This is a genomic window from Salinisphaera aquimarina (assembly GCF_042643355.1).
GTDB classification, from domain to species: Bacteria; Pseudomonadota; Gammaproteobacteria; order Nevskiales; family Salinisphaeraceae; genus Salinisphaera; species Salinisphaera aquimarina.
Genome location: NZ_JBHRSS010000003.1, coordinates 98,264 through 119,718 on the forward strand (window position 1 = coordinate 98,264; position 21,455 = coordinate 119,718).

The following is a 21,455-nucleotide window of genomic DNA, read 5'->3' on the forward strand; positions in this document are numbered from 1 at the left end:
TCCGGTCGTAATCTCGAGGATCGTCCCATGAAGCGCCTGATCAATCTCAAGCCGGCACGACCGGCACGGGTGGCACTCGCCCTGCTGCCGTTTCTGGTGATCGCGTTCGTCTACATGAGCGCCTCCAGCGCGCGCCTGGCCGAGAACCCGAACGATCGCCTGCTGCCCTCGCCGGCCAAGATGACCGATACCATCACCGGGCTGGCCACCGAGGCCAATGTGCGCACCGGCAGCATTCCGCTGTGGGCGGATACGAAGGCAAGTCTGCGCCGGCTCGCCATCGGCGTCGGCATCAGCGCGTTCGCGGCACTGATCTTCGGCCTGTTCAGCGGCGGCCTGCCGTTGTTCCGGGCGCCGTTCTCGCCGCTGATCACGGTTGTTTCACTCATTCCACCGCTGGCGATATTACCGATCCTGTTCATCGTCTTCGGCACCGGCGAGCTGTCCAAGGTGGTGCTGATCGTGATCGGCATCACCCCGTTTCTGATCCGCGACCTTACCGGTGAGGCGCTGCGCCTGCCCGAGGAGCAGCGCATCAAGGCCCAGACCCTGGGTGCGAATTCCTGGCAGGTGCTGCTGCGCGTACTGCTGCCCCAACTCACGCCGCGACTGCTCTCGGCCACCCGGCTGGCGCTCGGCAGTGCCTGGCTGTTTCTCATCGCCGCCGAAGCGATCGCCGCCCAGGACGGGCTCGGCTATCGCATCTTTCTGGTGCGCCGCTATCTGTCCATGGACGTGATCCTGCCCTATGTCGCCTGGATCACCCTGCTCGCCTTCATCATCGACCAGGCGCTGGTGTGGATCTCGCGGTTGGCTTTTCCCTGGTACCACGTCGACGAGGATAAATCCTGATGAGCCTCGTGGAAGCCAAAGGCCTGGAAAAACACTACGGCGATGACGTTGTGCTGGAACGGCTCAATTTCAGCGTCGATAAGGGCGAGTTCATTACGATTGTCGGGGCCTCGGGCTGCGGCAAGACCACCTTCCTGAAGATGATGCTGGGTACCGAGAGCGTGACCCGCGGCAAGCTCATGCTCGACGACAAGGCCATCCCCGGCGAGCCGGGGCCGGATCGCGGCGTGGTGTTCCAGAAATATTCGGTGTTCCCGCACCTGACCGTGCTCGGCAACGTCATCATCGCCCAGGAACTATCGAGTTCGCCATTGTTGGGCAAGCTGTTCTTCGGCCGCCGCAAGCGCGCACGTGACGCCGCTATCGAGCGGCTCACCGAAGTCGGTTTGGAGAATGCGCTCGACAAGTACCCGCACGAACTCTCTGGCGGCATGCAGCAACGCCTGGCGATCGCCCAGGCGCTGATGATGAAACCGCGCATCCTGCTGCTCGACGAGCCGTTCGGCGCGCTCGATCCCGGCATCCGCAAGGACATGCACGAACTGGTGCTCAAGCTCTGGCGCGAGCTGGATCTGACCATCTTCATGATCACCCACGACATCGAGGAAGCCTTCGCCCTGGGCACCCGTGTCTGGGTATTCGACAAATGGCGCGACGACCCGCAGGCCCCGCATGCCTACGGCGCGACGGTCACCTATGACCTAGACGTCAACCGGGAGCGCGAGCCCAACGCCCCGCCGACCGACGCGGACAAGAAACCAAGCGTCACCGACGACGACGGTCGCGCCGACAAGACACTGACCAAGGAGGCCATTTCGTGATGGCACAAGCCAACCCCGACTACACGACCCATCTGCCGGGCGGCCAGCACTGGTCGCTGCGCCTGCGCCGCGGCACCACGATGACGCTGACCGCGAGCGAGCCTGACACCAACGTCGGCCTGCTCCTATACAACCCGGAAAACCTGCTGGAGCGGCTCAACCTGCCGGACACGCTCAAGTGCCAGCACACTTTCAAGCTCACCCGCGGCCACTGCCTGTACTCGGATATGGGGCGCATCTTCGCCTCGATTATTGAAGACGATCTGGGCTGGCACGACAGCGTCGGCGGCAATCTCCACGCGCACCACATGATCGCCAAGGGCTGGCGGCCGGTGACTTTCCAGGCCGCGCTCAACGACCGCACCCAGACCGGGCACGACAGCTTTCTGATCGAACTGGCCAAGTACGGGCTCGGCAAGCGCGATCTCGCCGCCAACCTGAACCTGTTCTCCAAGGTCGCGGCCGACGACGACGGCAATCTGTCGTTCGTGCCCGGCCACTGCAATGCCGGCGATGCGGTAACGCTGCGTTTCGAGATGGACACGCTGATCGCCCTGCATACCTGCCCGCACCCGCTCGACCCGGCCAGTGAGTATCCCAAGCGCGGCGTGGATATCGCGCTCGGCACCGCGCCGGCGCCGGACGAGAACGACGTCTGCTGGCAGCACTGCGAAGAGAACGCCCGCGGTTTCGAAAACAACCGGCTGTACCACCTCGGCGCCGCGTAAGCGTCAGAGCAAAACAAGCAATCCGCAGATCGACGCAGATGAACGCAGATAAAACCAAAGCCGATTGGGCAAGCGCGGCTTTTACATCTGCGTCGATCTGCGCGCATCTGCGGACGAAATGAAACGTCGCACGGCTTAAGCCGTGAACGTCTAGCCAGACAAGGAGCACCCATGACCATCGCAAGCCAACAGCGCGAAGAAAACGCCGTCGCCCGGCACTTGATCGATGCCGGCGACCACTACATCGGTCCGGTCGCCGCCGGCCAGACGATTCGCATCGTCGACGTTGAGGGCAACGAGGCCGCCGACACCCTGTTCTTCAACGCCGCCGATCCGTCCGAGCGCTATAGCGCGGTCGATACCGTGCGCGAACAGGGCAAGGTCTATCTGACCACCGGCACCGAGCTGCGCTCGAATCTGAACAACGTGATGCTCACCATCAGCGCCGACACCTGCGGCCGCCACGACACCCTCGGCGGCGCGTGCGCGAGCGAATCCAACACGGTGCGCTACGACCTCGAGAAGCGGTATATGCATTCCTGCCGCGACAACTGGATGCTCGCCATCGCGAACCATCCCGAATACGGCATCACAAAGCGCGACATCGCCCACAACATCAACTTCTTCATGAACGTGCCGGTCACCGCCAACGGCGAGCTGTATTTCGACGACGGCATTTCCGGGCCCGGCAAATACGTGGAGATGGTCGCCGAGATGGATGTCGTCGTGCTGATCTCCAACTGCCCCCAGCTCAACAACCCCTGCAGCGGCTTCAACCCGACGCCGCTGGGAGTGCTGATCTGGGATTGAGTCGAAAAGACGAAGAAACGATCCGCAGATAGGCGCAGATGAGCGCAGATAAAGCGCAAGAGCGCGATCTCGACTTTTCTTTGATCTGCGTGAATCTGCGTTCATCTGCGGATAGATAAAGAACAACGACTGAGCACGAGGACGACCTCGCTGCGCTCTACGAACCGGCGGGACGACCCGCATCGACACGGACCCGGTCCATGTTCAAGAAAGTCCTGATCGCCAACCGCGGCGCCATCGCCCGGCGTATTCAGCGCAGCCTGCAAGCGCTCGGCATCGCCTCGGTCGCCGTCTATGCCGAGGCCGACCGCGACGCCCTGTTCGTGCAGGAAGCCGACGAGGCCTACTCGCTGGGCAGCGGCGGCGCGAGCGATACCTATCTCGATAGCGACCGCCTGCTCGCCGTCGCGGCAGAAGCCGGCGCCGGCGCCATCCATCCCGGCTACGGGTTTCTCTCCGAGAACGAGGCCTTCATCGCGGCCTGTGAAAAGGCCGGGGTCATCTTTCTCGGGCCTACGGCGGCTCAGGTTCACGCGTTCGGCCTCAAGCACGAGGCCCGCAAGCTGGCCGAGAATGCCGGCGTACCGCTGGTACCGGGCTCCGGACTGCTCGACGACGTCGAACAGGCCAAGTCCGAGGCCGGGCGGATCGGTTATCCAGTGATGCTCAAGTCCACTGCCGGCGGCGGCGGTATCGGCATGCAGGTCTGCGAGACCGAAGCGGAACTGACACGCGCGTTCGACTCCGTACGCGGGCTGGGCGAACGCAACTTCGGCGATGCGGGCGTGTTTCTTGAAGCCTATATCGCCAGGGCTCGGCATCTGGAAGTCCAGATATTCGGCGACGGCCACGGCAAGGTCGCGGCCATCGGCGAGCGCGACTGCTCCACCCAGCGCCGCAATCAGAAGGTGCTGGAGGAATGCCCGGCCCCGGCATTGCCCGAACAGGTACGTAACGCTCTGCTCGACACCGCGGTACGCCTGGGCGAAGCGGTGAACTATCGCAGCGCCGGCACGGTGGAATTCATCTACGACGCTGCGCGCGAGGACTTCTTCTTCCTCGAAATGAACACACGCCTGCAGGTCGAGCACGGCGTGACCGAAGAAGTCTACGGCGTGGATATCGTCGACTGGATGGTACGTCTGGGCGCGGGCGAACTGGGCGATCTCGACGCGCTCACGGCCGGTCTTGCACCGCGCTGTCACGCCATCCAGGCGCGGCTTTATGCGGAGGACCCGCATCAGGATTTCCGCCCCAGTGCCGGGCTACTCACGCAGGTCGAGTTTCCGACCGGCGACGACCTGCGTATCGATCACTCAATCGAAGCGGGCCTGGAAATCACGCCGCTGTTCGACCCGATGCTCGCCAAGGTGATCGTGCATGCCACCGATCGCGACACGGCGCGCGCACGCCTGGCCGCGACGCTGGAGGACAGCGCCGTCTACGGCATCGAGACCAACCGAACCTGGCTGGCCCATGTGCTGGCCGACGACCGTTTCGCGACCGCGGATATCCATACCCGCTGGCTGGCGGATCTGGAATGGTCGCCGCCGACCATCGAAGTGCTCGATGCCGGCACCCTGACCACGATCCAGGACGTGCCCGGCCGTCAGGGCCATTGGGATGTCGGCGTGCCGCCGTCCGGGCCGTTCGACGACTGGTCGTTTCGTCTGGGCAACCGGCTGCTCGACAACGCCAGCGATGCGGCCGGCCTGGAGATCACCCTTACCGGGCCGACGCTGCGTTTCAATCGCGCCACCCAGATCGTGATCGCCGGTGCGCCGATCGCGGCCACGCTCGACGGCGAAACCGCCAGCGGCTGGCAGGTGCTGGACGTGGCCGCCGGCGCCGAACTCAAGCTCGGCAGGATCGACGGCGGCGCACGCTGTTATCTGTTGATTCGCGGCGGTATCGACTGCCCGGCCTATCTGGGTTCGCGTTCGACCTTCACCCTCGGCCAGTTCGGCGGCCACGGCGGGCGCGCGCTGCGTAGCGGCGACGTGCTGCCGCTGGCGCCGCTCGATGCGATCGAGCGGCGCACGCTCGCGGCTGAGCTACAGCCCGAATACGGCACCCCGAACGACAACGGCCGTCACTGGCAGGTCGCCGTGCTCTACGGCCCGCACGGCGCGCCCGACTTCTTCACCGAAGACGATATCGACACTATCTTCGACCATGACTGGGAAGTGCACTTCAACTCCAACCGCACCGGCGTACGCCTGATCGGCCCCCGGCCCGAATGGGCGCGCGAGGACGGCGGCGAAGCCGGCCTGCATCCGTCCAACATCCACGACAACGCCTACGCCTTCGGCACCATCGATTTCACCGGCGACATGCCGGTCATCCTCGGCCCCGACGGCCCCTCGCTCGGCGGCTTCGTCTGCCCGGCGACCACCGTACGGGCCGAGCGCTGGAAGCTGGGCCAGCTGGCCGCCGGCGATACAGTGCATTTCCTGCCGGTCTCGCTGAAGACCGCGCGCGCGCTCGAAGCGCGCCAGCAAACCCTGCTGAAGACGCTTGCGGAAACACCGAAACCGGCCTTCGCCGAAGACCGGAACAGCCCGATTCTGCGTCAGCTGGACGCCGAGACCGCCGGCGAACGGCTCGTCTATCGACGTGCCGGTGACGACTTCCTGTTGATCGAATTCGGCGAGATGCAGCTGGAGATCGCCCTGCGTTTCCGTGCCCATGCCTGGATGCTGTGGCTGCAGAAGAATCCGCTCCAGGGCATGGCCGAACTCACACCCGGCATCCGTTCGCTGCAGATCCACTACGACCCGAACACGCTCGCACTGGCCGATCTGCTCACCCATCTCGAAACGCCCGAACGCGAGCTGCGCGACGTCGAGGATCTGACCGTCGAATCGCGAGTCGTGCACCTGCCGCTGTCCTGGGACGATCCGGCCTGCCAGGAAGCCATCGACAAATACCAGCGCAGCGTGCGCCCGGATGCGCCCTGGTGTCCGAGCAATCTGGATTTCATCAAGCGTATCAACGGCCTGGACACCCAGGACGAGATTCGCGACATCGTCTTCAACGCCCGTTACCTGGTGATGGGCCTGGGCGACGTCTATCTGGGCGCACCGGTGGCCACGCCGCTCGACCCACGCCAGCGCCTGGTCACCACCAAGTACAACCCGGCGCGTACCTGGACCGCCGAGAACTCGGTCGGCATCGGCGGCGCCTATCTATGCGTGTACGGCATGGAAGGCCCCGGCGGCTACCAGTTCGTCGGCCGTACGCTGCAGATGTGGAACCGCTATCGCAAGACGCGCTACTTCGACAATCCGTGGCTGCTGCGCTTCTTCGACCAGCTGCGTTTCTACGAGGTCAGCCACGACGAGCTGACCGATATCCGGCGCGAGTTTATCCACGGGCGATTCGATCTCGAGACCGAGACCGTGCGCTTCTCGCTGGCAGAGCACGACGCGTCACTGGCTGGCGAACAGGCATCCATAGATGCTTTTCGGGAACAGCGCGAGGCTGCCTTCCAGGAAGAGATGGCGCGCTGGCGGGCGAACGGCCAGTTCACCTTCGAGGATCACACCCCCGAGACCAGCGAGACCGCGGAACTGGGCGCGGACGAAACAGGTATCGCCAGCCCGGTCTCCGGCAGCCTCTGGAAGCTGCAGGTCGCGGAGGGCGATGCGGTCGAGGACGGTCAGGTCGTCGCCCTCGTCGAGTCCATGAAAATGGAAGTCGAGATCGTCGCCCGCCAGGCCGGCCGCGTCGCGCGTCTGCCGATCGCCGAAGGCGGCGCCGTGGCTGCGGGGCAGCCGGTGGTGATTCTTGATATCGGTGATGTTTGACCCTGGGCGGGCTTCGTTCTTCAGGCATTTTCCGCAGATGAACGCAGATCTACGCAGATTGAAGAAAGGCATTGGGATGCGCGCGTCGGGGCCAGTGGTTTTGGAGCCGGCGGTTCTATGCCACGAGCCTTTCGGCGCTCACGAGTTTGCCGTGTCTTTTGTTTCGCACTGCCGTGCGAGGCACTTCTCTTTGCTTGTCCAAAGATGAAGTACCCAAGAGAAAAGACACCCGGCACAGCGCCGGCTACGCCGGTGCACTCCGATGCTCGCGGCGAAGGGATGCGGCCCCTTGAGAATCTGACTAGGTCGGATCGCTTTGGCGATCCTCAAACAGGCTGGCCGCACCGGCGCAGTGCGCCGGACACCCTTCGCCGCTGCGCGTCTCCGTCGCCGTGCAACGGGTCCGAATACAGACGCTCAGCCAACAACTGGAGCCCACTCGCCTACCGAGCCGAAATTCAGCGCGCGACTCCGTTCTTGTCGGATTAGGCAAATGCCTAATCCGACATAAAAGAACACGACCTTGAGCGAGCGCCAGCGAGCTTGTCTGTATTGGGTCCCCTTGGGCGTAGCGCCGAGCAGTGGAGGCCGCAAGCGGAACAAGACAGCCGGATGTTTGAGCGCAGCGAGTTTCCGGCTGGCCTGCTTGCGGCCGGAGCCGCGCAGGGCACCGATGCGAAGCATCGGCGCCAGACAGGGTGCCTTTTGTTTTGGCTACTTTTATTTTGGGCAAGCAAATAAAAGTCGCTCGCACAGCAGTGCGAAACCCCAAATCAAAGCGCAAGCCGAGAGTAGAGGCAATTTCACAGGCCGACACACCTATTTGAATAAAGATCGAGCTACGACTGGCCCCCATACGAGTGGCCCCAACAAGCGACGAATCAAAGCACGAATTGAGAGGTTTGAAATGACCACCCGCCAACCCACCGCTTTCGAATCCATCCCCGCCATCGATATCGCCCCGCTGTTCGGCAGCGACACCGCAGCACAACAGACCACGGCCCAAGAACTCGGCAGAGCCGCCCGCGACGTCGGCTTCTTCTACGTGGTGAACCACGGCATATCGGAAACCACGCAACAGGCCCTGTTCGACCAGACCAAACGCTTCTTCGACCTGCCGCTGCGACGCAAGATGGACTACTACATCGGCAAGTCGAACAACCACCGCGGCTATGTGCCGGCCGGCGAGGAAGCGCCGGATCCGACCAAGGCCGATGCCAAGGAAGCATTCGATCTGTCCTACGAGCTGCCTGGCAATCATCCCGAAGTCGTCGCCGGCACGCCCATGATGGGCGCCAACGTCTGGCCCGATCTCGACGGTTTCGCCGACGACGTCTATGCCTATTACCAGGCCGTTTTCGGCGTCGGCCAGGCGCTCATGCGCGGCTTCGAAACCGCGCTCGGGCTCGACCCTGACGCCCTGCTCTCCCAAGCCACCCAACCGCCAAGCCAGCTGCGTCTTATCCACTATCCGTTCGACCCCAATGTCACGGACGCCCAGGGCATCGGCGCCCACACCGACTACGAATGCTTCACCCTGCTGCGCCCGACCGCGCCTGGGCTGGAAGTGATGAACGGCGCCGGAGAATGGGTCGACGTGCCCTACCGCGAGGACGCGCTGGTCGTGAACATCGGCGACATGCTCGAGATCTGGACCAACGGCGCGTTCGTCGCCACCTCGCATCGCGTACGCAAGGTGAAAGAGGAGCGCTACAGTTTCCCTCTGTTCTTCGCCGCCGACTACCACACGAAAGTCGCCCCGCTTCCGGCGTTACTGGCTGAACACGAAAAGCCAAAATACGGCCCACTGGCCGCCGGCGATCATCTCTGGGCTCAGACCATCCAGACCTTCAACTATCTGAAGAAGCGGCTCGCCAACGGTGAGATCCAGCTGCCGGAAGGCGCACGCGGCGCCGGCACGCTCGGCCAGCACGCCCGGCACAAGGACGACGCCTGAATATGGGCCACGTCCCGCCGATCTATTACGGGCTGTGGCAGCGCACGCTCTACGCCGAACCCGCCGATGGCGAGCCGACGTTCGAGGATCGCGACACGCGCGTGCTCTGGCTGCAGGCCGGCGACTGGCATGCGGACCTGCGGGTGTCCACAGTGCGCCCCGATTTCACCGGCGTCTCGTCGCTCGCGGATTGCGGTCGCAATCAGCTGATCTGGCTCGCCCGCCAAACCGCCTTTGCCGGTATTACACGCGTCGAGGGACGCTTCTGTACCTGGCACCGACTGGTCGATCTATCGCCCGGGCTCGAAAAGGACATCGGCGAAATGCGGTTCATCGACTACGACACGCTCGAGGAATGCCATCCACGCCGACGTTATCGAGAGGTCTGGAGACGCGTGAGCCCGCGTATCGATACGCAGCCAGTGGTGCGACTCGACGATACCGGCCTACCCGTCCGGCTCGTGTTCGGCGATCACGCGATGTTCATCACACCACGTGACGGATTGGTAAAAGATCACGATCTGCTCACGATGCCGACTGCGTTGACCAGCGAGCAACTCACGCAACGGGCGGCGCTGACCCTCAGCTATGCGGAGCGCCGCGGAGAGCAATGGTTGATACGGCTCTCGACGTGGCCGTGGATGGAAGACCGTCTAGTTCCAGACGCCGACTCATGAAACGCATCGTGACTTGGCGTCTGCGTAGTAGCGGACTCCGCCAAGGCCATCCAGTCATTTGTTGGAGAGGACAGCCAGGCCTCGACTGTCACGCCAGCATCTCTATTCATCACGCGATTAATGCAATGCCCCGCGCAAGAAACGCGGCCGTTGACATCGTTTCTTAATTCATAGGATGATTGGTTCATAGGCTAATTCAAATAGCGTAATGACACTGGCTCGTATACCGCGAGGCTCGCTCGTCGAGTCGGTCATCGATCACCTGCGCCGGATCATCGCGTCGGGCGAGTGGCCGGTCGGAGACCGTATTCCTGTGGAAAGCATTCTGGCCGAGCGCATGGGCGTGGGCCGCAACACGGTGCGCGAGGCCGTGCGGGTTCTGGTGCATGCCGGCATGCTGGATACGCGCCAGGGCGACGGCACCTATGTGCGCGCGCAACTCGACCCCGCGCAGACATTGCGCCGCATCGATCGGGCCGGTCTGCGTGACCGTATCGAGGTACGGCTGACGCTCGAAGTGGAAGCGGCACGGCTGGCGGCCGGGCGTCGCAATGAAACCGATATCGCCGACATGCGCCGTGCGTTGCAGGCACGTGCCGATGCGGGTGACGCCCTGGAGGCGCGCATCGCGCACGACGCGCGTTTTCATCAGGCGGTGGTCGCGGCCGCCCACAACAGCGCGCTCATGGAGCTCTATCGTCATTTCGCCGGTGCGATCCGCAATACGATCGAACGCACGGAAACCGATATCGACCTGCCCGAGCCCTCCCAGGCCGATCACGAGCGACTGCTCAACGCGATCCGGACAGGCGATCAACCCGGTGCTGCAGACGCCGCCCGCGCACTGCTCACCCCCGCCCTCGATGCACTCACGGCAGATCAGCCGCATGCGTAATCGGATCGACCCATTCACGGTGATACTGCTGGGCGCCATCGTGGTGGCGGCCTTTGCCCCGGCCCGTGGCGGGTTTGCAGACGTACTCGCGTGGCTGGGCGAAATCGCCATCGCCCTGCTGTTCTTCCTGCACGGCGCGGCGCTGTCGCGGGCCTCGGTACGCGAAGGGGCGACGCACTGGCGTCTGCATCTGCTGATCCTGTGCATCACTTTCGTCTGTTTCCCGCTGGTCGTGCTGCCGATATCGGCGCTGGCACCGGCATGGATGCCGCCAGCGCTCGCGCTCGGTTTTCTCTATCTCGGCGCCTTGCCGTCCGCGGTCAGCTCATCGATCGCGTTCACCGCGATGGCCGGCGGCAACGTTCCGGCCGCCATCTGCAGCGCGGCGGCGTCCAACGTGTTCGGCATGATGGCCACCCCGTTCGTGTTCATGCTGCTGGCCCAAAGCAGCGGCGGCCAGACCCTGGCCGTGGGTCATGCGCTGCAGGAGATCATCCTGCAGTTGCTGGTGCCGTTCGCGGCCGGGCAGCTGCTGCGGCCGTGGCTGGCGAATCTCATCGACCGCCACAAGCACTGGACCGGGCGCTACGACCAGATCGTGATCCTGCTGATCGTCTACACCGCGTTCTCGCAGTTCGTGGCCAGCGGTTTCTGGCGCCAGCTGCCGGCGAGCGCGATCGGCTTCGCGGTAGGATTGTGCGCGCTGATACTGGCGATCATGATCGCTTTTTCGATGTTCGTATCACGCCGGCTGGGATTCTCGCTGGGCGACGAAGCAGCCGTGGTTTTCTGCGGCTCGAAGAAGAGCCTGGCGTCGGGCCTGCCGATGGCGAACGTGCTGTTCGCCGGCAATCCCGCGCTCGGCATGATCATCCTGCCGATCATGGTCTACAACCAGATCCAGATCATCGTCGGCGCCATGGTCGCGCGGCGCTATGAACGAACCCTCACCGCCCGGACAGACGACGATGCGGCCGCGCTGAAATCACCTAGCGCCTGATCCCGTATTTCACGCCGCAGGCAGCGGCTCGGTCTCGAACACGTCCAGCGCGGCCGCACCGGGACGGCCTGGGCTGCATGAGGGCGAACTCCCGGGCACCGAACAGGCCCGTGGTGCGCACCGACAGGCGCAGAGGGATGGACAGGTAATCGACCTGTCGCAAAAGCGTCTGTTTGGGCACCGCCTCGACCTGCTGCTGGGTCGCGCCCTGGCCGGCGCTCAGTTTCGCGCTCCAGGCGATGACGCGCATGTCGATGATCGAGGCCGCCAGCGAGTACCGGCGCGACGTCAGCGCGCGGGGATTTCCCAGGCGGCGCAATCCTCGACCCTGACGCCACACGAGAGCGAGCAGCTGGCTGCGTATCTGCGCAAGCCGACGCTCAAGATCGTTCACGACTGACGCGTTCCGGCGACTGTCGAACCGGGTTTGCCTTCGTCGGAGCGGGAACGCGCCAGTTTCACGCCGCGCCCGGCCGGGTCGCTTTGCCGGCAGTGCAGTCAAAGCGTGGCAATCATCCCGACCCGCTATCGCATCGGCATACCCGAGGGCGAACGCCACGACCGGATGACGTATTGTTGCGGACTGCTTTCGACTCGCATTACAGGAACCGCATGAACAACGACAGCCACGCCATGACCTGGACCATCTATCTCTCCGGCGAGATCCACACCGACTGGCGTGATCAGATCAAGCAGGGTGCAGAGGAGAACGGACTGCCGGTGGCCTTCGTCTCGCCGGTCACCGATCACCCGGCCAGCGACGCCGCGGGCGACATGCTCGGCAAGCCGGAAAACGGCTTCTGGCGCGATCACCAGTCCTCCAAGGTCAACGCCATCCGCACCAAGAGCCTGATCGAAAACTGCGATATCGCGGTGATCCGCTTCGGCGACCAGTACAAGCAGTGGAATGCGGCGTTCGACGCCGGCTACTGTGCCGCAATGGGTCGGCCGTACATCACTCTCCACAACGAGGACATCGTCCATCCGCTCAAGGAAGTGGACGCCGCCGCCATGGCCTGGGCGCAGACGCCGGAACAGGTGGTGGAAGTGCTCCAATACGTGACGACCAAGACGTAAATCGGCAACCGCCTATCGACACGAACTGCCCGTGGGCAAGCTCAGGCCTTGAGTTCGTGAATCGGCGCGCCGGCAGCAAAGGCCAGGATCGCCTCCAGCGTGCCTTCGTAGAAGACCTCGTAGGTCGGCCGGGTGACATAGCCGATATGCGGTGTGAGCAGCAATTTCGGATGATCACGCAGCGGGCTGTCGGCAGGCAGCGGTTCGGTCTCAAACACGTCCAGCGCGGCCGCAGCCGGACGGCCGGCGTCCAGCGCCTGGAGCAGCGCGTCGGTATCTATAATCGGTGCGCGCGAGGTATTGATCAGACAGGCCTGCGGCTGCATGAGTGCGAACTCCGGCGCGCCGAACAGCCCCCTGGTGCGCTTCGACAGGCGCAGATGAATGGACAGATAATCGGCCTGCCGCAACAGCGTCTGTTTGGACACCGCTTCGACCTGCTGGGCGGCGGCCTGATCCGCGCTCAGGTTCTCGCTCCAGGCGATCACGCGCATGCCAAAGGCGTGCCCGAGCTGGGCCACCTCGGCGCCGAGTCGACCGAGTCCGGCCAGCCCGAGCGTGGCCCCGCGCAGGTCGCGCCCGAGCCCGACCTGCCAGCCGCCGGCGGCGACCGAATTGGCCTCGGTGACCAGATTGCGCGCCAGCGCCAGCATCAGACCCATTGTGTGCTCGGCGGTGGCATAGCCCAATGACTCGGTGCCGCAAACACAGATGCCCTGCTCGCGTGCGGCGGCGACGTCGATGGCCGCATTGCTCTTGCCGGTGGTCACGATCAGACGCAGATTGGGCAGCCGCTCGATCAACGATCGCGGCAGGGGCGTGCGTTCGCGCATGACGCCAAGCACGTCGAAAGGCAAAAGGCGTTCGACGAGCGCGTCCTCATCGGCCACATGATCGTGGAAGACTTCCATCTGCGCATCCGCCGGCAGACGTTCCCAGGGCGCCAGCTCGCGCGCCACGTCCTGATAGTCATCGAGTAGTGCGATTCGCATTCGAGGCTCCTTCAAGTTCGGGCCGTCACGGTATCGGGGACCATGACCAACGCCGGCACGGCGCGGCGGCCAGCAGAGCGAACCATGTTGCGCACCCTGCGCGCAACGCGCGAGTGGCACATCAGCCAGCCTGCATGTTTCGCTAGTGCTTGAGCACCCGCGACAGGAACGCTTGGGTGCGCTCCTGCTGGGGATTGTCGAATACGGCCTCCGGACGGCCCTGCTCCACGATGCGACCCTCGTGGATATAGATCGCCCGGTCGGCGACTTCGCGCGCGAAACCCATCTCGTGGGTGACGACCACCATGGTCATGCCCTCGCGGGCCAGCTTGCGCATGACGTCGAGGACTTCGCCGATCATCTCGGGGTCGAGCGCGGAGGTGGGCTCGTCGAACAGCATCAGGCGCGGCTGCATGGCCAGCGCCCGCGCGATCGCCACGCGCTGCTGCTGGCCGCCGGAGAGCTGGCCCGGGTACTTGTCGGCCTGATCGGCAATGCCGACCCGTTCGAGCAGCGTGTCGGCGGTCTCGCGCGCCTTGTCCTGCGACCAGCCGCGCACCTTGCGCGGCGCCAGGGTGACGTTCTCGCGCACCCGGCGATGCGGGAACAGGTTGAACTGCTGGAACACCATGCCGACCTCGCGGCGGATGTGGTGCAGCGCGGCGCGGCTGGCGCCGTTGGGCAGCAGTTCGTTGCCGTCCACCTCGATGCGCCCCTGCTGGAATTCCTCCAGGCCATTGATGCAGCGGATCAGGGTGGACTTGCCGGAGCCGCTGGCGCCGATGACCACCACGACCTCGCCGGCATACACCGAGAGATCGATATCCTGCAGCACATGCAACGAGCCGAAATGTTTGTTCAGCCCGGTCAGGCGGACGATCGGCCCATCATCTTCCGCGCGTGACTCGTCGTATGCGGCCATGCGGCGCTCCTATTGCCCGACCAGACCGCTGCGCTCGAAAATGCGCAGGGCAAACGACAGGCTCAGGGTGATCGCCAGATACAACATCGCCACCATCAGATAAACCTCGAGCGCGGAGAACGTGGTCGCGATATAGACCTGGCCCTGGCGGACGAGCTCGCCCACGCCGATCACCGAGAACAGAGAGGTGTCCTTGATGCTCACGATGGCCTGGTTGCCCAGCGGCGGAATCATCCGGCGCAGCGACTGCGGCCAGATGACCGACCAGAATGTCTGACTGCTCGACAGCCCGAGCGACAGCCCCGCCTCGCGCTGACCCTTGTCGATGGACACCACCGCCCCGCGTACGATCTCGGAGATATAGGCCCCCGAATTCAGCGCGATGGCGGCAATACCGGCCACGATGGGATTGATCGGCCCGCCGAGGATCTGCGGCAACCCGTAGAAGATGAACAGCACTTGCACCAGCACCGGCGTACCGCGAAAGACCTCGATATAGATCTTGGCCGGCCAGCGCAGGATACGCAGTGGATTGATGCTCAGCAGGCCGAAGGCGATGCCGACCGCGAAGCCGATCGCCAGGCCGCCGAACGAGATCAGCAGCGTCCACGGAATACCCTTGAGCAGATACGGCAGCGACTCGATCGCCGCGTGCCAGTTGAACTGAAACGTCAGATCCACCTAGAGCGGTCCCGGACTCGACAGCGCCGGCGTTATAGCCATCGTTGCCGTGATCAGTCGCAAATGCCCGATTCTCACTTGTCGGCGGGTGGCATTTCGCCGAACCATTTCTTGTAGATCTTGGCGTAGGTGCCGTCGTCCTTCATCGACGCGAGCGCCTTGTTGACCGCGTCCACCCACTGGCTACCGTTCTTGAGGGCGATGCCGTATTGCTGACCCTCGTAGAGCGGGCCCGCCGTCTCGACCCGGCCCTGGCCGCGGGTGCGCGCGAAATAAGCCACGTTGGGTGCGTCATAGAAGACCGCGTCGAGGCTGTTGTTCATCAGCGCCAGATACATGTCGGCGCTGCCCGGATACGGTGTCACGTTCACGCTGTTGCCGAATTTCTTCTTGAGAAAGTCGTAGCTGGTCGAGCCGATCTTGACGCCGACCTTCTTGCCCTTGAGGTCGTCGATGGTCTTGATCGAGTCGTCGCCGTTCTTGCGCAGGATGCGCAGGCCCGAATCGTAGTATGGATCGGAGAAGTCGACGATCTCCTCGCGCTTGTCGGTAATCGTGATGCCGGCCAGCGCCAGGTCCGCGCTGCCGGTCTGCAGCGCCGGGATGATGCCGTTGAAGTCCATCGTGCGCAGGTTGTAGTCGAAGCCCGCGCGCTTGGCCACCTCTTCCAGAATGGACATGTCGAAGCCGACCATCTTGCCGGACTTCTGATCCATCATCTCGAAGGGCACGAAGCTGGGGTCGGTCACCGCCTGCAGCTTGGCCTTGCCGCCGTCGGCGGCGCTGGCCGTGCCGGCCAGGCCGACAACGGTGGCCATGGCGGCCGCCAGGATCAGTCCACGAAATCGTTTCAGTCGCATTGTCTTCCCTCGTCTGTCGGCACTCGAGTAAGCGGCGCCGGCGCATGTGGTGTACCCGAACATGGCCGCTACGGGTAGCAAGCGTCAAGTTGCACACGCCGGAAACGCGCGGCGCCATGTCTCGACAATCCGAGCAAATTTCCTGCCAGATCAACGCGCCTCAGCTTGCTGTCATGGCCTGTCCAGCCAGAGCCGAAGCCGATACGAGCTAGCTTCCTGCCGCGCTCTTGTCGGTAAGACGGGAGAACAGCGGCATCATCATCGCGAACAGCTGCGCCTGCGACGAGATACCGCATTTGGCATACAGCTGCCGCCGGAACACTTTCACCGTCTGCGGGCTGATATCCAGGTACAACCCGATGGACAGCGTCGAGTGGCCGCGCAGGATATACAGAGCGACTTCGGCCTGGCGCGGACTCAGATGCACGCCGCGTTCTTTTTCCAGCGTGTCCCGGAGGCGGTCGCTCAGGGGCACGGTCTGGATCTGCGGCGTCTGCGCCGGGCGATAGGCACGCCAATGGGTTTCGACCAGCGCGCTCAGCGTGCCTTGCTGACGTTGCAGGGCCTTGAGTTCCCGCTGGCTGAACGGCGAGCCGCTGGAGCGGTCCTTGCCGAAGCAGGCGGTGATGGTGACCGTGGCATTGACGGGCGCGAACACGGCGATCTCGTCCAGCAGTGTGGTCTGCTTGTAGTAGTTCCTGAAATAGTTGGTGCGCTTGAACCGGTCCGGCGCCACGTCGGCCAGCCGCCGGATGCCGCGCACCTCGCCCTGGCGGTGTTGCTGGTAGAACGGGTCCAGCAGATAGTCCCCGCCCAGGTACTGGCTGTCCATCGGCAGATAGACCACCGGATCGGTGTATTCGCGGTGCAGCACCTCGGGCCGCTGCTCGCCGGAATAGGCAATGACGATGAGGTTGTCGAAAGCCGCGAGCTGGCGCACCAGAGCCGACAATGCTTCGGCGAACCGGGCCGTGCCCAGCGCCCGGACGGCGTCCGCAAACAACGGGTCGATTTCCTTGCCAGTCATGGGTTGCACCTCTCGAACCTTAGCGCAAAACCCATACCACCCTGGGGTTATATACGGCCCCGAGGGTCGACGTTAGGGTTTTAAACGGGGCCAGGAGACCTGTCGCAATCGATTTGCGACCTCGGATTCGACCCGCCCAGGACGTGAGATCGCGTTGCTGACACAGCGTGGCCAACAGTCACGACCGGGGTGATTCCCGCAGGTACGGATTCGGAGGGACTGCCTCCGAAAGCGTTGACCAAAGCAGATCACGATCCGCGCAACGCGTCATTCATTTGGGAGGAAGGGCATGTCGCAGAACGAGATAAAACTGGAGAGAACGTTATCTCTCAAGGCCGTGGTGCTGTTCGGCCTCGCCTACATGACGCCGCTGATCGTGCTTGGCACCTTCGGCGTGGTAGCCAGCACCACCCGCGGCTCGGTCCCGACTGCCTATCTGATCACCACGGTCGCCATGCTGTTCACGGCCTACAGCTACGGCATCATGGCGCGGGCATTTCCGGTTTCCGGCTCGGCCTATACGTACGTGCGCAAGACCATCGATTCGCGCGTCGGCTTCATGGTCGGCTGGGGCATTCTGCTGGATTACTTCTTCCTGCCCATGGTCATCTGGCTGATCGGCGCGGCCTACCTGAATGCCCGGTTCCCGGAAGTACCGAGCTGGATCTTTCTGCTCGGCTTCATCGGCATCACCACCGTGCTCAACGTGGTCGGCATCAAACTGGCCGCCAAGGTCAATTCGCTGCTGATGACGTTCCAGGTGCTGGTGATCTTCTTCTTCGTACTGCTGTCGATCCGCCACGTATTCGCCACTGGCGGCACCGACGCGCTGTTCAGCCTGGGCCCGTTCTTCAACGCCCAGTCGGATTTCTCCACTATCGCCGCGGGTGCGGCCATCGCCGCCTATTCCTTCCTCGGCTTCGACGCGGTCACCACGCTGACCGAGGAGACTATCGACCCGAAGCGAAATATTCCCAAGGCGATCATGCTGACCGCGCTGATCGGCGGCACGATCTATGTCGTGGTCGGCTATACCACCCAGCTGGTGCATCCGGGCGGGACCTTCGACAACCCCGACTCGGCGGCCTTCGGCATCGCCAAGACCATCGGCGCCGACCTGTTCGGTGCGCTCTTCCTCGCCGGCATGGTGCTGGCCCAGTTCACGTCCGGCATCGCCGCCCAGGCCAGCGCGTCGCGCCTGCTGTATGCCATGGGCCGGGATTCGGTGCTGCCGCACACGCTGTTCGGCTCGCTGAATCCGCGCTTTCATACGCCGATATTCAACATCGTGCTGACCGGCGCCATCGGCGTGATCGCCCTGTTCCTGGATGTGCTCTCGGCTGCCTCCTTCATCAACTTCGGCGCCTTCATCGCGTTTACCATGGTCAACGTCGCGGTGATCTTCATGTATAGCAAGGACGCCCGGATGCAGCAGAACTACGGCCTGATCAAGGGCGTAGTCGTGCCGCTGATCGGTGCGCTGGTCAATCTGTGGCTGTTGACCAAGCTGGATATCCACGCGGTGGTGCTGGGCCTGATCTGGCTGACCATCGGCCTGATCCAGCTGGCTTATCTGACCCGGATGTTCAGCCGCCCGCCGCCGGAAGTCGCGTTCGACGAGGACTCATAATCCAGTAATACCGGCCCGGCGCGAGCACGCTCACGGTCAAGACAAGAGAGAACACCATGCCGAGATTCCTGCCGATTCTGTCGGTCCAGGCCCCCGCGAAAAAGCCCGACAGCGATATCGGGCTCAAGGCGTTCGAACAGGAGATCGCCGAGTATCTCAGCGATTTCGGGCCCCATTTCGAACGCGACAGGCAGGATCACCCGCGCATGGTCGTGTACCCGGAAATGCATCTGTGCGGGGTCCACGGGACACCGGAACAGCGCGCCGAGCAGCTCGAGGCCGCGGCCGAGCCGATCGACGGCCCGCGCATGCAGCATCTGGCACGGATCGCCCGAAACCAGGGCGTCTGGCTGCTGCCGGGCACGGTCTGCGAGCGCGGCGACGACGGCCATCTCTACAACACGGCGCCGGTGTTTTCGCCGGCCGGCGAATTGATCGCCACCTACCGCAAGTGCTTTCCCTGGCGGCCGTTCGAGCCCTACCGGCCCGGCACGCAATTCGTGGTGTTCGATATCCCCGACGTGGGGCGCGTGGGCCTCGCGATCTGTTACGACATCTGGTTCCCCGAAGTCTGCCGGCAGCTCGCCTGGCTGGGTGCCGATGTGATCGTCAACCAGGTCGCCACCTCCACCTGCGACCGCGCCCAGGAACAGGTGCTGATCCGCGCCAACGCCATCTTCAATCAGGTGTTCGTTGTCAGCACCAATGCCAGCGAACCGGCCGGCGTCGGCGAAAGCGCAATCGTGGATCCGGAAGGCCATGTCCGTGCGCGTATGGTCGGCGCGTCCGCCGGCATTCTCACCGATGTACTCAACCTCGACGAGGTGGCACGCGTGCGCCGCTTCGGCACGGCCGGCCTGAACCGCATGTGGTCGCAGTACCGCGCCGACGATCCGGTGCTGGAACTGCCGATGTACGACGGTCGCCTGGATCCGCGCAAATGGCGCGGCGAGGGCTGAGTCGATCGACGGTGTGCAAGAACGCCTGAGACCCGCGCCCCATGATCCAATTGCCCACCGGTGGGAGATTCGCCTGTCCGGTTCGCGACTGGAATCAGAACACCGGCGCGGAAATATGGCTGTGACGAAAGTCCTCGCTGTCGGAGCGACGTAGCAGTCGACGAGCACACACGCTAAACCCTTTCTTGCTTGTCCGGCCCGCTATTATCCGACCGGCACACTGGCGTTCGGATGCGTTAAGCGGCAAAGTCAGGCGCTTGCATTCGCGCCGGCACGTCCGCGCTCAATCGACGCCCCTGGCGTCGATTCGACCACGGCATGTCGCGGACAACGTTATGAGAGGACAGGCATGAAAACGCGTATCACCGAATTGTTCGGCATCGAACATCCCATCATCCAGGGCGGCATGCACTATGTCGGCTTCGCCGAACTCGCGGCTGCCGTGTCCAACGCCGGTGGCCTGGGCATCATCACCGGACTCACCCAGAAGACGCCGGAGAATCTCGCCCGGGAAATCGCCCGCTGCCGCGAGATGACCGACAAGCCGTTCGGCGTCAATCTGACCTTCCTGCCCGCAGTGGAGCCGCCCGATTATCCGGGGTTCGTGGATGCAATTATCGACGGCGGCATCAAGATCGTGGAAACCGCCGGCAACAACCCCGCCCAGTGGCTGCCGAAGCTCCAGGACAACGGCATCAAGGTGATCCACAAGTGCACGACCGTGCGCCATGCCTTGAAGGGCCAGAGCATTGGCGTCGACGCGCTGTCGATCGACGGCTTCGAATGTGGCGGCCATCCCGGCGAGGACGATATTCCGAACATGATCCTGTTGCCGCGCGCCGCCGACGAACTCGAGATTCCGTTCGTGGCCTCCGGCGGCATGGCCGACGCCCGCTCGCTGGTGGCAGCCCTGGCAATGGGTGCCGAAGGCATGAACATGGGCACTCGCTTCATCGCCACTAAAGAGGCGCCGGTGCACGAGAACGTGAAGCAGGCAATCCTGGCCGCCAGCGAGAACGACACGCGTCTGGTCATGCGCCCGCTGCGCAACACCGAACGCGTACTCACCAATGTGGCCGTGGAGCGGCTGCTGGAAAAAGAACGCGCCATCGGTGCCGGGATCAAGTTCGAGGATATCGCGGCGGAGGTCGCCGGCGTCTACCCGCGCGTGATGCTCGACGGCGACATGGACGCCGGCGCCTGGTCCTGCGGCATGGTGGCCGGTCTGGTCTACGACATCCCCAGCGTGAAGGAACTGGTCGACCGCATCATGCGCGAGGCCGACGAACTGATCCGCGGGCGTCTCGCAGGCGTGCTGAACTAGACGCTGTTCGCATTCACGCTGATTAGTTTGATAACTGCTATGGCACTGGCCACATTGAAAACGCAGGCTCATCAGATCAAGAAGCACACGCTGACGGTTTTTTTTGCAGCTCGTGATCCGCGTACGCCTGTTGTTGTTCGTCTTCTGGCAGCTCTGGTCGCAGCCTATGCGCTCAGTCCTATTGACCTGATTCCGGACTTTATTCCAGTCATCGGCTACCTCGACGATCTGTTGCTGGTGCCTCTTGGTCTGGCTTTGGTTGTGCGCTTGACGCCACCAGCGGTTATGAAATCCGCACAATTGCAGGCCGAACGAGCCGCACGCCAACCCATCAGCTACACCGCTGCCGCTGTTTTTGTTCTGATCTGGGGCTTTCTGGTTTGGATGTTTGCAAGTTGGGTGTTCAATGCAGTTCGCAGCTAACAAATCGCTGG

General features: G+C 63.6%; 20 protein-coding genes. 14 read left to right on the forward strand and 6 right to left on the reverse strand.

Annotated elements, in window-relative coordinates:
* Positions 1–27: 27 nt before the first annotated feature.
* From ACFOSU_RS04015 to ACFOSU_RS04055, 9 genes are all read left to right on the forward strand, one after another.
* Positions 28–852 (forward strand): ABC transporter permease, encoded by an 825-nt coding sequence (locus ACFOSU_RS04015; protein WP_380686698.1) that lies wholly within the window; start codon positions 28–30, stop codon positions 850–852.
* Positions 852–1,673, forward strand: coding sequence for an ABC transporter ATP-binding protein (locus tag ACFOSU_RS04020; RefSeq protein ID WP_380686700.1), 822 nt, complete (start codon positions 852–854; stop codon positions 1,671–1,673). The genes ACFOSU_RS04015 and ACFOSU_RS04020 overlap by 1 nt, the downstream gene beginning before the upstream one ends.
* Positions 1,673–2,401 carry an urea amidolyase associated protein UAAP1 gene (locus ACFOSU_RS04025; protein WP_380686703.1) on the forward strand — a complete coding sequence of 243 codons (729 nt, stop codon included), beginning with the start codon at positions 1,673–1,675 and terminating at the stop codon, positions 2,399–2,401. The genes ACFOSU_RS04020 and ACFOSU_RS04025 overlap by 1 nt, the downstream gene beginning before the upstream one ends.
* Before the next feature lie 171 nt (positions 2,402–2,572).
* Entirely contained in the window at positions 2,573–3,211 is a 639-nt protein-coding gene (locus ACFOSU_RS04030; protein WP_380686705.1) for an urea amidolyase associated protein UAAP2, read from the forward strand.
* A gap of 200 nt (positions 3,212–3,411) precedes the next feature.
* Entirely contained in the window at positions 3,412–7,020 is a 3,609-nt protein-coding gene (uca, locus tag ACFOSU_RS04035) for an urea carboxylase (protein ID WP_380686707.1), read from the forward strand.
* Between the two features lie 907 nt (positions 7,021–7,927).
* Complete coding sequence (locus tag ACFOSU_RS04040; protein ID WP_380686709.1) at positions 7,928–8,977, forward strand: isopenicillin N synthase family dioxygenase; 1,050 nt, start codon at positions 7,928–7,930, stop codon at positions 8,975–8,977.
* 2 nt (positions 8,978–8,979) lie between these two features.
* On the forward strand, positions 8,980–9,654 hold the full coding sequence (locus tag ACFOSU_RS04045; protein WP_380686711.1) for a hypothetical protein: 675 nt from the start codon (positions 8,980–8,982) through the stop codon (positions 9,652–9,654).
* Between the two features lie 208 nt (positions 9,655–9,862).
* Complete coding sequence (locus ACFOSU_RS04050) at positions 9,863–10,549, forward strand: FadR/GntR family transcriptional regulator (RefSeq protein ID WP_380686713.1); 687 nt, start codon at positions 9,863–9,865, stop codon at positions 10,547–10,549.
* The gene (locus ACFOSU_RS04055) at positions 10,542–11,549 is read left to right on the forward strand and encodes a bile acid:sodium symporter family protein (RefSeq protein WP_380686715.1); all 1,008 of its coding nucleotides are present in this window, start codon (positions 10,542–10,544) and stop codon (positions 11,547–11,549) included. The genes ACFOSU_RS04050 and ACFOSU_RS04055 overlap by 8 nt, the downstream gene beginning before the upstream one ends.
* Here ACFOSU_RS04055 and ACFOSU_RS04060 read toward each other — a convergent pair.
* A complete protein-coding gene (locus tag ACFOSU_RS04060) occupies positions 11,539–11,943 on the reverse strand; it encodes an NAD(P)-dependent oxidoreductase (RefSeq protein ID WP_380686717.1) in 405 nt (134 codons plus the stop codon). The genes ACFOSU_RS04055 and ACFOSU_RS04060 overlap by 11 nt on opposite strands.
* 239 nt (positions 11,944–12,182) lie before the next feature.
* On the opposite strand from ACFOSU_RS04060, the gene ACFOSU_RS04065 reads away from it, so the two are divergent.
* Positions 12,183–12,626 carry a YtoQ family protein gene (locus tag ACFOSU_RS04065; protein ID WP_380689153.1) on the forward strand — a complete coding sequence of 148 codons (444 nt, stop codon included), beginning with the start codon at positions 12,183–12,185 and terminating at the stop codon, positions 12,624–12,626.
* Positions 12,627–12,667: 41 nt separating this feature from the next.
* Here the strand turns inward: ACFOSU_RS04065 and ACFOSU_RS04070 are convergent, their stop codons facing one another.
* The 5 genes from ACFOSU_RS04070 to ACFOSU_RS04090 form a co-directional block, all read right to left on the reverse strand.
* Entirely contained in the window at positions 12,668–13,618 is a 951-nt protein-coding gene (locus ACFOSU_RS04070) for a D-2-hydroxyacid dehydrogenase family protein (protein WP_380686719.1), read from the reverse strand.
* A gap of 142 nt (positions 13,619–13,760) precedes the next feature.
* Positions 13,761–14,540, reverse strand: coding sequence for an amino acid ABC transporter ATP-binding protein (locus ACFOSU_RS04075; RefSeq protein WP_380686721.1), 780 nt, complete (start codon positions 14,538–14,540; stop codon positions 13,761–13,763).
* A 9-nt stretch (positions 14,541–14,549) separates the two neighbouring features.
* Positions 14,550–15,221 carry an amino acid ABC transporter permease gene (locus ACFOSU_RS04080; protein ID WP_380686723.1) on the reverse strand — a complete coding sequence of 224 codons (672 nt, stop codon included), beginning with the start codon at positions 15,219–15,221 and terminating at the stop codon, positions 14,550–14,552.
* A gap of 74 nt (positions 15,222–15,295) precedes the next feature.
* Entirely contained in the window at positions 15,296–16,081 is a 786-nt protein-coding gene (locus ACFOSU_RS04085) for a transporter substrate-binding domain-containing protein (protein WP_380686725.1), read from the reverse strand.
* A gap of 208 nt (positions 16,082–16,289) precedes the next feature.
* Positions 16,290–17,108 (reverse strand): helix-turn-helix domain-containing protein, encoded by an 819-nt coding sequence (locus tag ACFOSU_RS04090; RefSeq protein ID WP_380686727.1) that lies wholly within the window; start codon positions 17,106–17,108, stop codon positions 16,290–16,292.
* A 289-nt stretch (positions 17,109–17,397) separates the two neighbouring features.
* Between ACFOSU_RS04090 and ACFOSU_RS04095 the strand changes: the two genes are divergently transcribed.
* From ACFOSU_RS04095 to ACFOSU_RS04110, 4 genes are all read left to right on the forward strand, one after another.
* Complete coding sequence (locus tag ACFOSU_RS04095; protein WP_380686729.1) at positions 17,398–18,738, forward strand: APC family permease; 1,341 nt, start codon at positions 17,398–17,400, stop codon at positions 18,736–18,738.
* Between the two features lie 56 nt (positions 18,739–18,794).
* Positions 18,795–19,697 carry a carbon-nitrogen hydrolase family protein gene (locus ACFOSU_RS04100; protein ID WP_380686731.1) on the forward strand — a complete coding sequence of 301 codons (903 nt, stop codon included), beginning with the start codon at positions 18,795–18,797 and terminating at the stop codon, positions 19,695–19,697.
* A 349-nt stretch (positions 19,698–20,046) separates the two neighbouring features.
* Positions 20,047–21,021, forward strand: a complete 975-nt coding sequence (locus tag ACFOSU_RS04105) for an NAD(P)H-dependent flavin oxidoreductase (protein WP_380686733.1) — start codon at positions 20,047–20,049, stop codon at positions 21,019–21,021.
* A 39-nt stretch (positions 21,022–21,060) separates the two neighbouring features.
* Complete coding sequence (locus ACFOSU_RS04110) at positions 21,061–21,444, forward strand: YkvA family protein (RefSeq protein WP_380686735.1); 384 nt, start codon at positions 21,061–21,063, stop codon at positions 21,442–21,444.
* The last annotated feature ends 11 nt before the right edge of the window (positions 21,445–21,455 follow it).

Bases quoted from the DNA above. Each gene is read 5' to 3' on its own strand.
- ACFOSU_RS04015 (WP_380686698.1), top strand. From the start codon at position 28: ATGAAGCGCCTGATCAATCTCAAGCCGGCACGACCGGCACGGGTGGCA.
- ACFOSU_RS04020 (WP_380686700.1), top strand. From the start codon at position 852: ATGAGCCTCGTGGAAGCCAAAGGCCTGGAAAAACACTACGGCGATGAC.
- ACFOSU_RS04025 (WP_380686703.1), top strand. From the start codon at position 1,673: ATGGCACAAGCCAACCCCGACTACACGACCCATCTGCCGGGCGGCCAG.
- ACFOSU_RS04030 (WP_380686705.1), top strand. From the start codon at position 2,573: ATGACCATCGCAAGCCAACAGCGCGAAGAAAACGCCGTCGCCCGGCAC.
- uca (WP_380686707.1), top strand. From the start codon at position 3,412: ATGTTCAAGAAAGTCCTGATCGCCAACCGCGGCGCCATCGCCCGGCGT.
- ACFOSU_RS04040 (WP_380686709.1), top strand. From the start codon at position 7,928: ATGACCACCCGCCAACCCACCGCTTTCGAATCCATCCCCGCCATCGAT.
- ACFOSU_RS04045 (WP_380686711.1), top strand. From the start codon at position 8,980: ATGGGCCACGTCCCGCCGATCTATTACGGGCTGTGGCAGCGCACGCTC.
- ACFOSU_RS04050 (WP_380686713.1), top strand. From the start codon at position 9,863: ATGACACTGGCTCGTATACCGCGAGGCTCGCTCGTCGAGTCGGTCATC.
- ACFOSU_RS04055 (WP_380686715.1), top strand. From the start codon at position 10,542: ATGCGTAATCGGATCGACCCATTCACGGTGATACTGCTGGGCGCCATC.
- ACFOSU_RS04065 (WP_380689153.1), top strand. From the start codon at position 12,183: ATGACCTGGACCATCTATCTCTCCGGCGAGATCCACACCGACTGGCGT.
- ACFOSU_RS04070 (WP_380686719.1), bottom strand. From the start codon at position 13,618: ATGCGAATCGCACTACTCGATGACTATCAGGACGTGGCGCGCGAGCTG.
- ACFOSU_RS04075 (WP_380686721.1), bottom strand. From the start codon at position 14,540: ATGGCCGCATACGACGAGTCACGCGCGGAAGATGATGGGCCGATCGTC.
- ACFOSU_RS04085 (WP_380686725.1), bottom strand. From the start codon at position 16,081: ATGCGACTGAAACGATTTCGTGGACTGATCCTGGCGGCCGCCATGGCC.
- ACFOSU_RS04090 (WP_380686727.1), bottom strand. From the start codon at position 17,108: ATGACTGGCAAGGAAATCGACCCGTTGTTTGCGGACGCCGTCCGGGCG.
- ACFOSU_RS04095 (WP_380686729.1), top strand. From the start codon at position 17,398: ATGTCGCAGAACGAGATAAAACTGGAGAGAACGTTATCTCTCAAGGCC.
- ACFOSU_RS04100 (WP_380686731.1), top strand. From the start codon at position 18,795: ATGCCGAGATTCCTGCCGATTCTGTCGGTCCAGGCCCCCGCGAAAAAG.
- ACFOSU_RS04105 (WP_380686733.1), top strand. From the start codon at position 20,047: ATGAAAACGCGTATCACCGAATTGTTCGGCATCGAACATCCCATCATC.
- ACFOSU_RS04110 (WP_380686735.1), top strand. From the start codon at position 21,061: ATGGCACTGGCCACATTGAAAACGCAGGCTCATCAGATCAAGAAGCAC.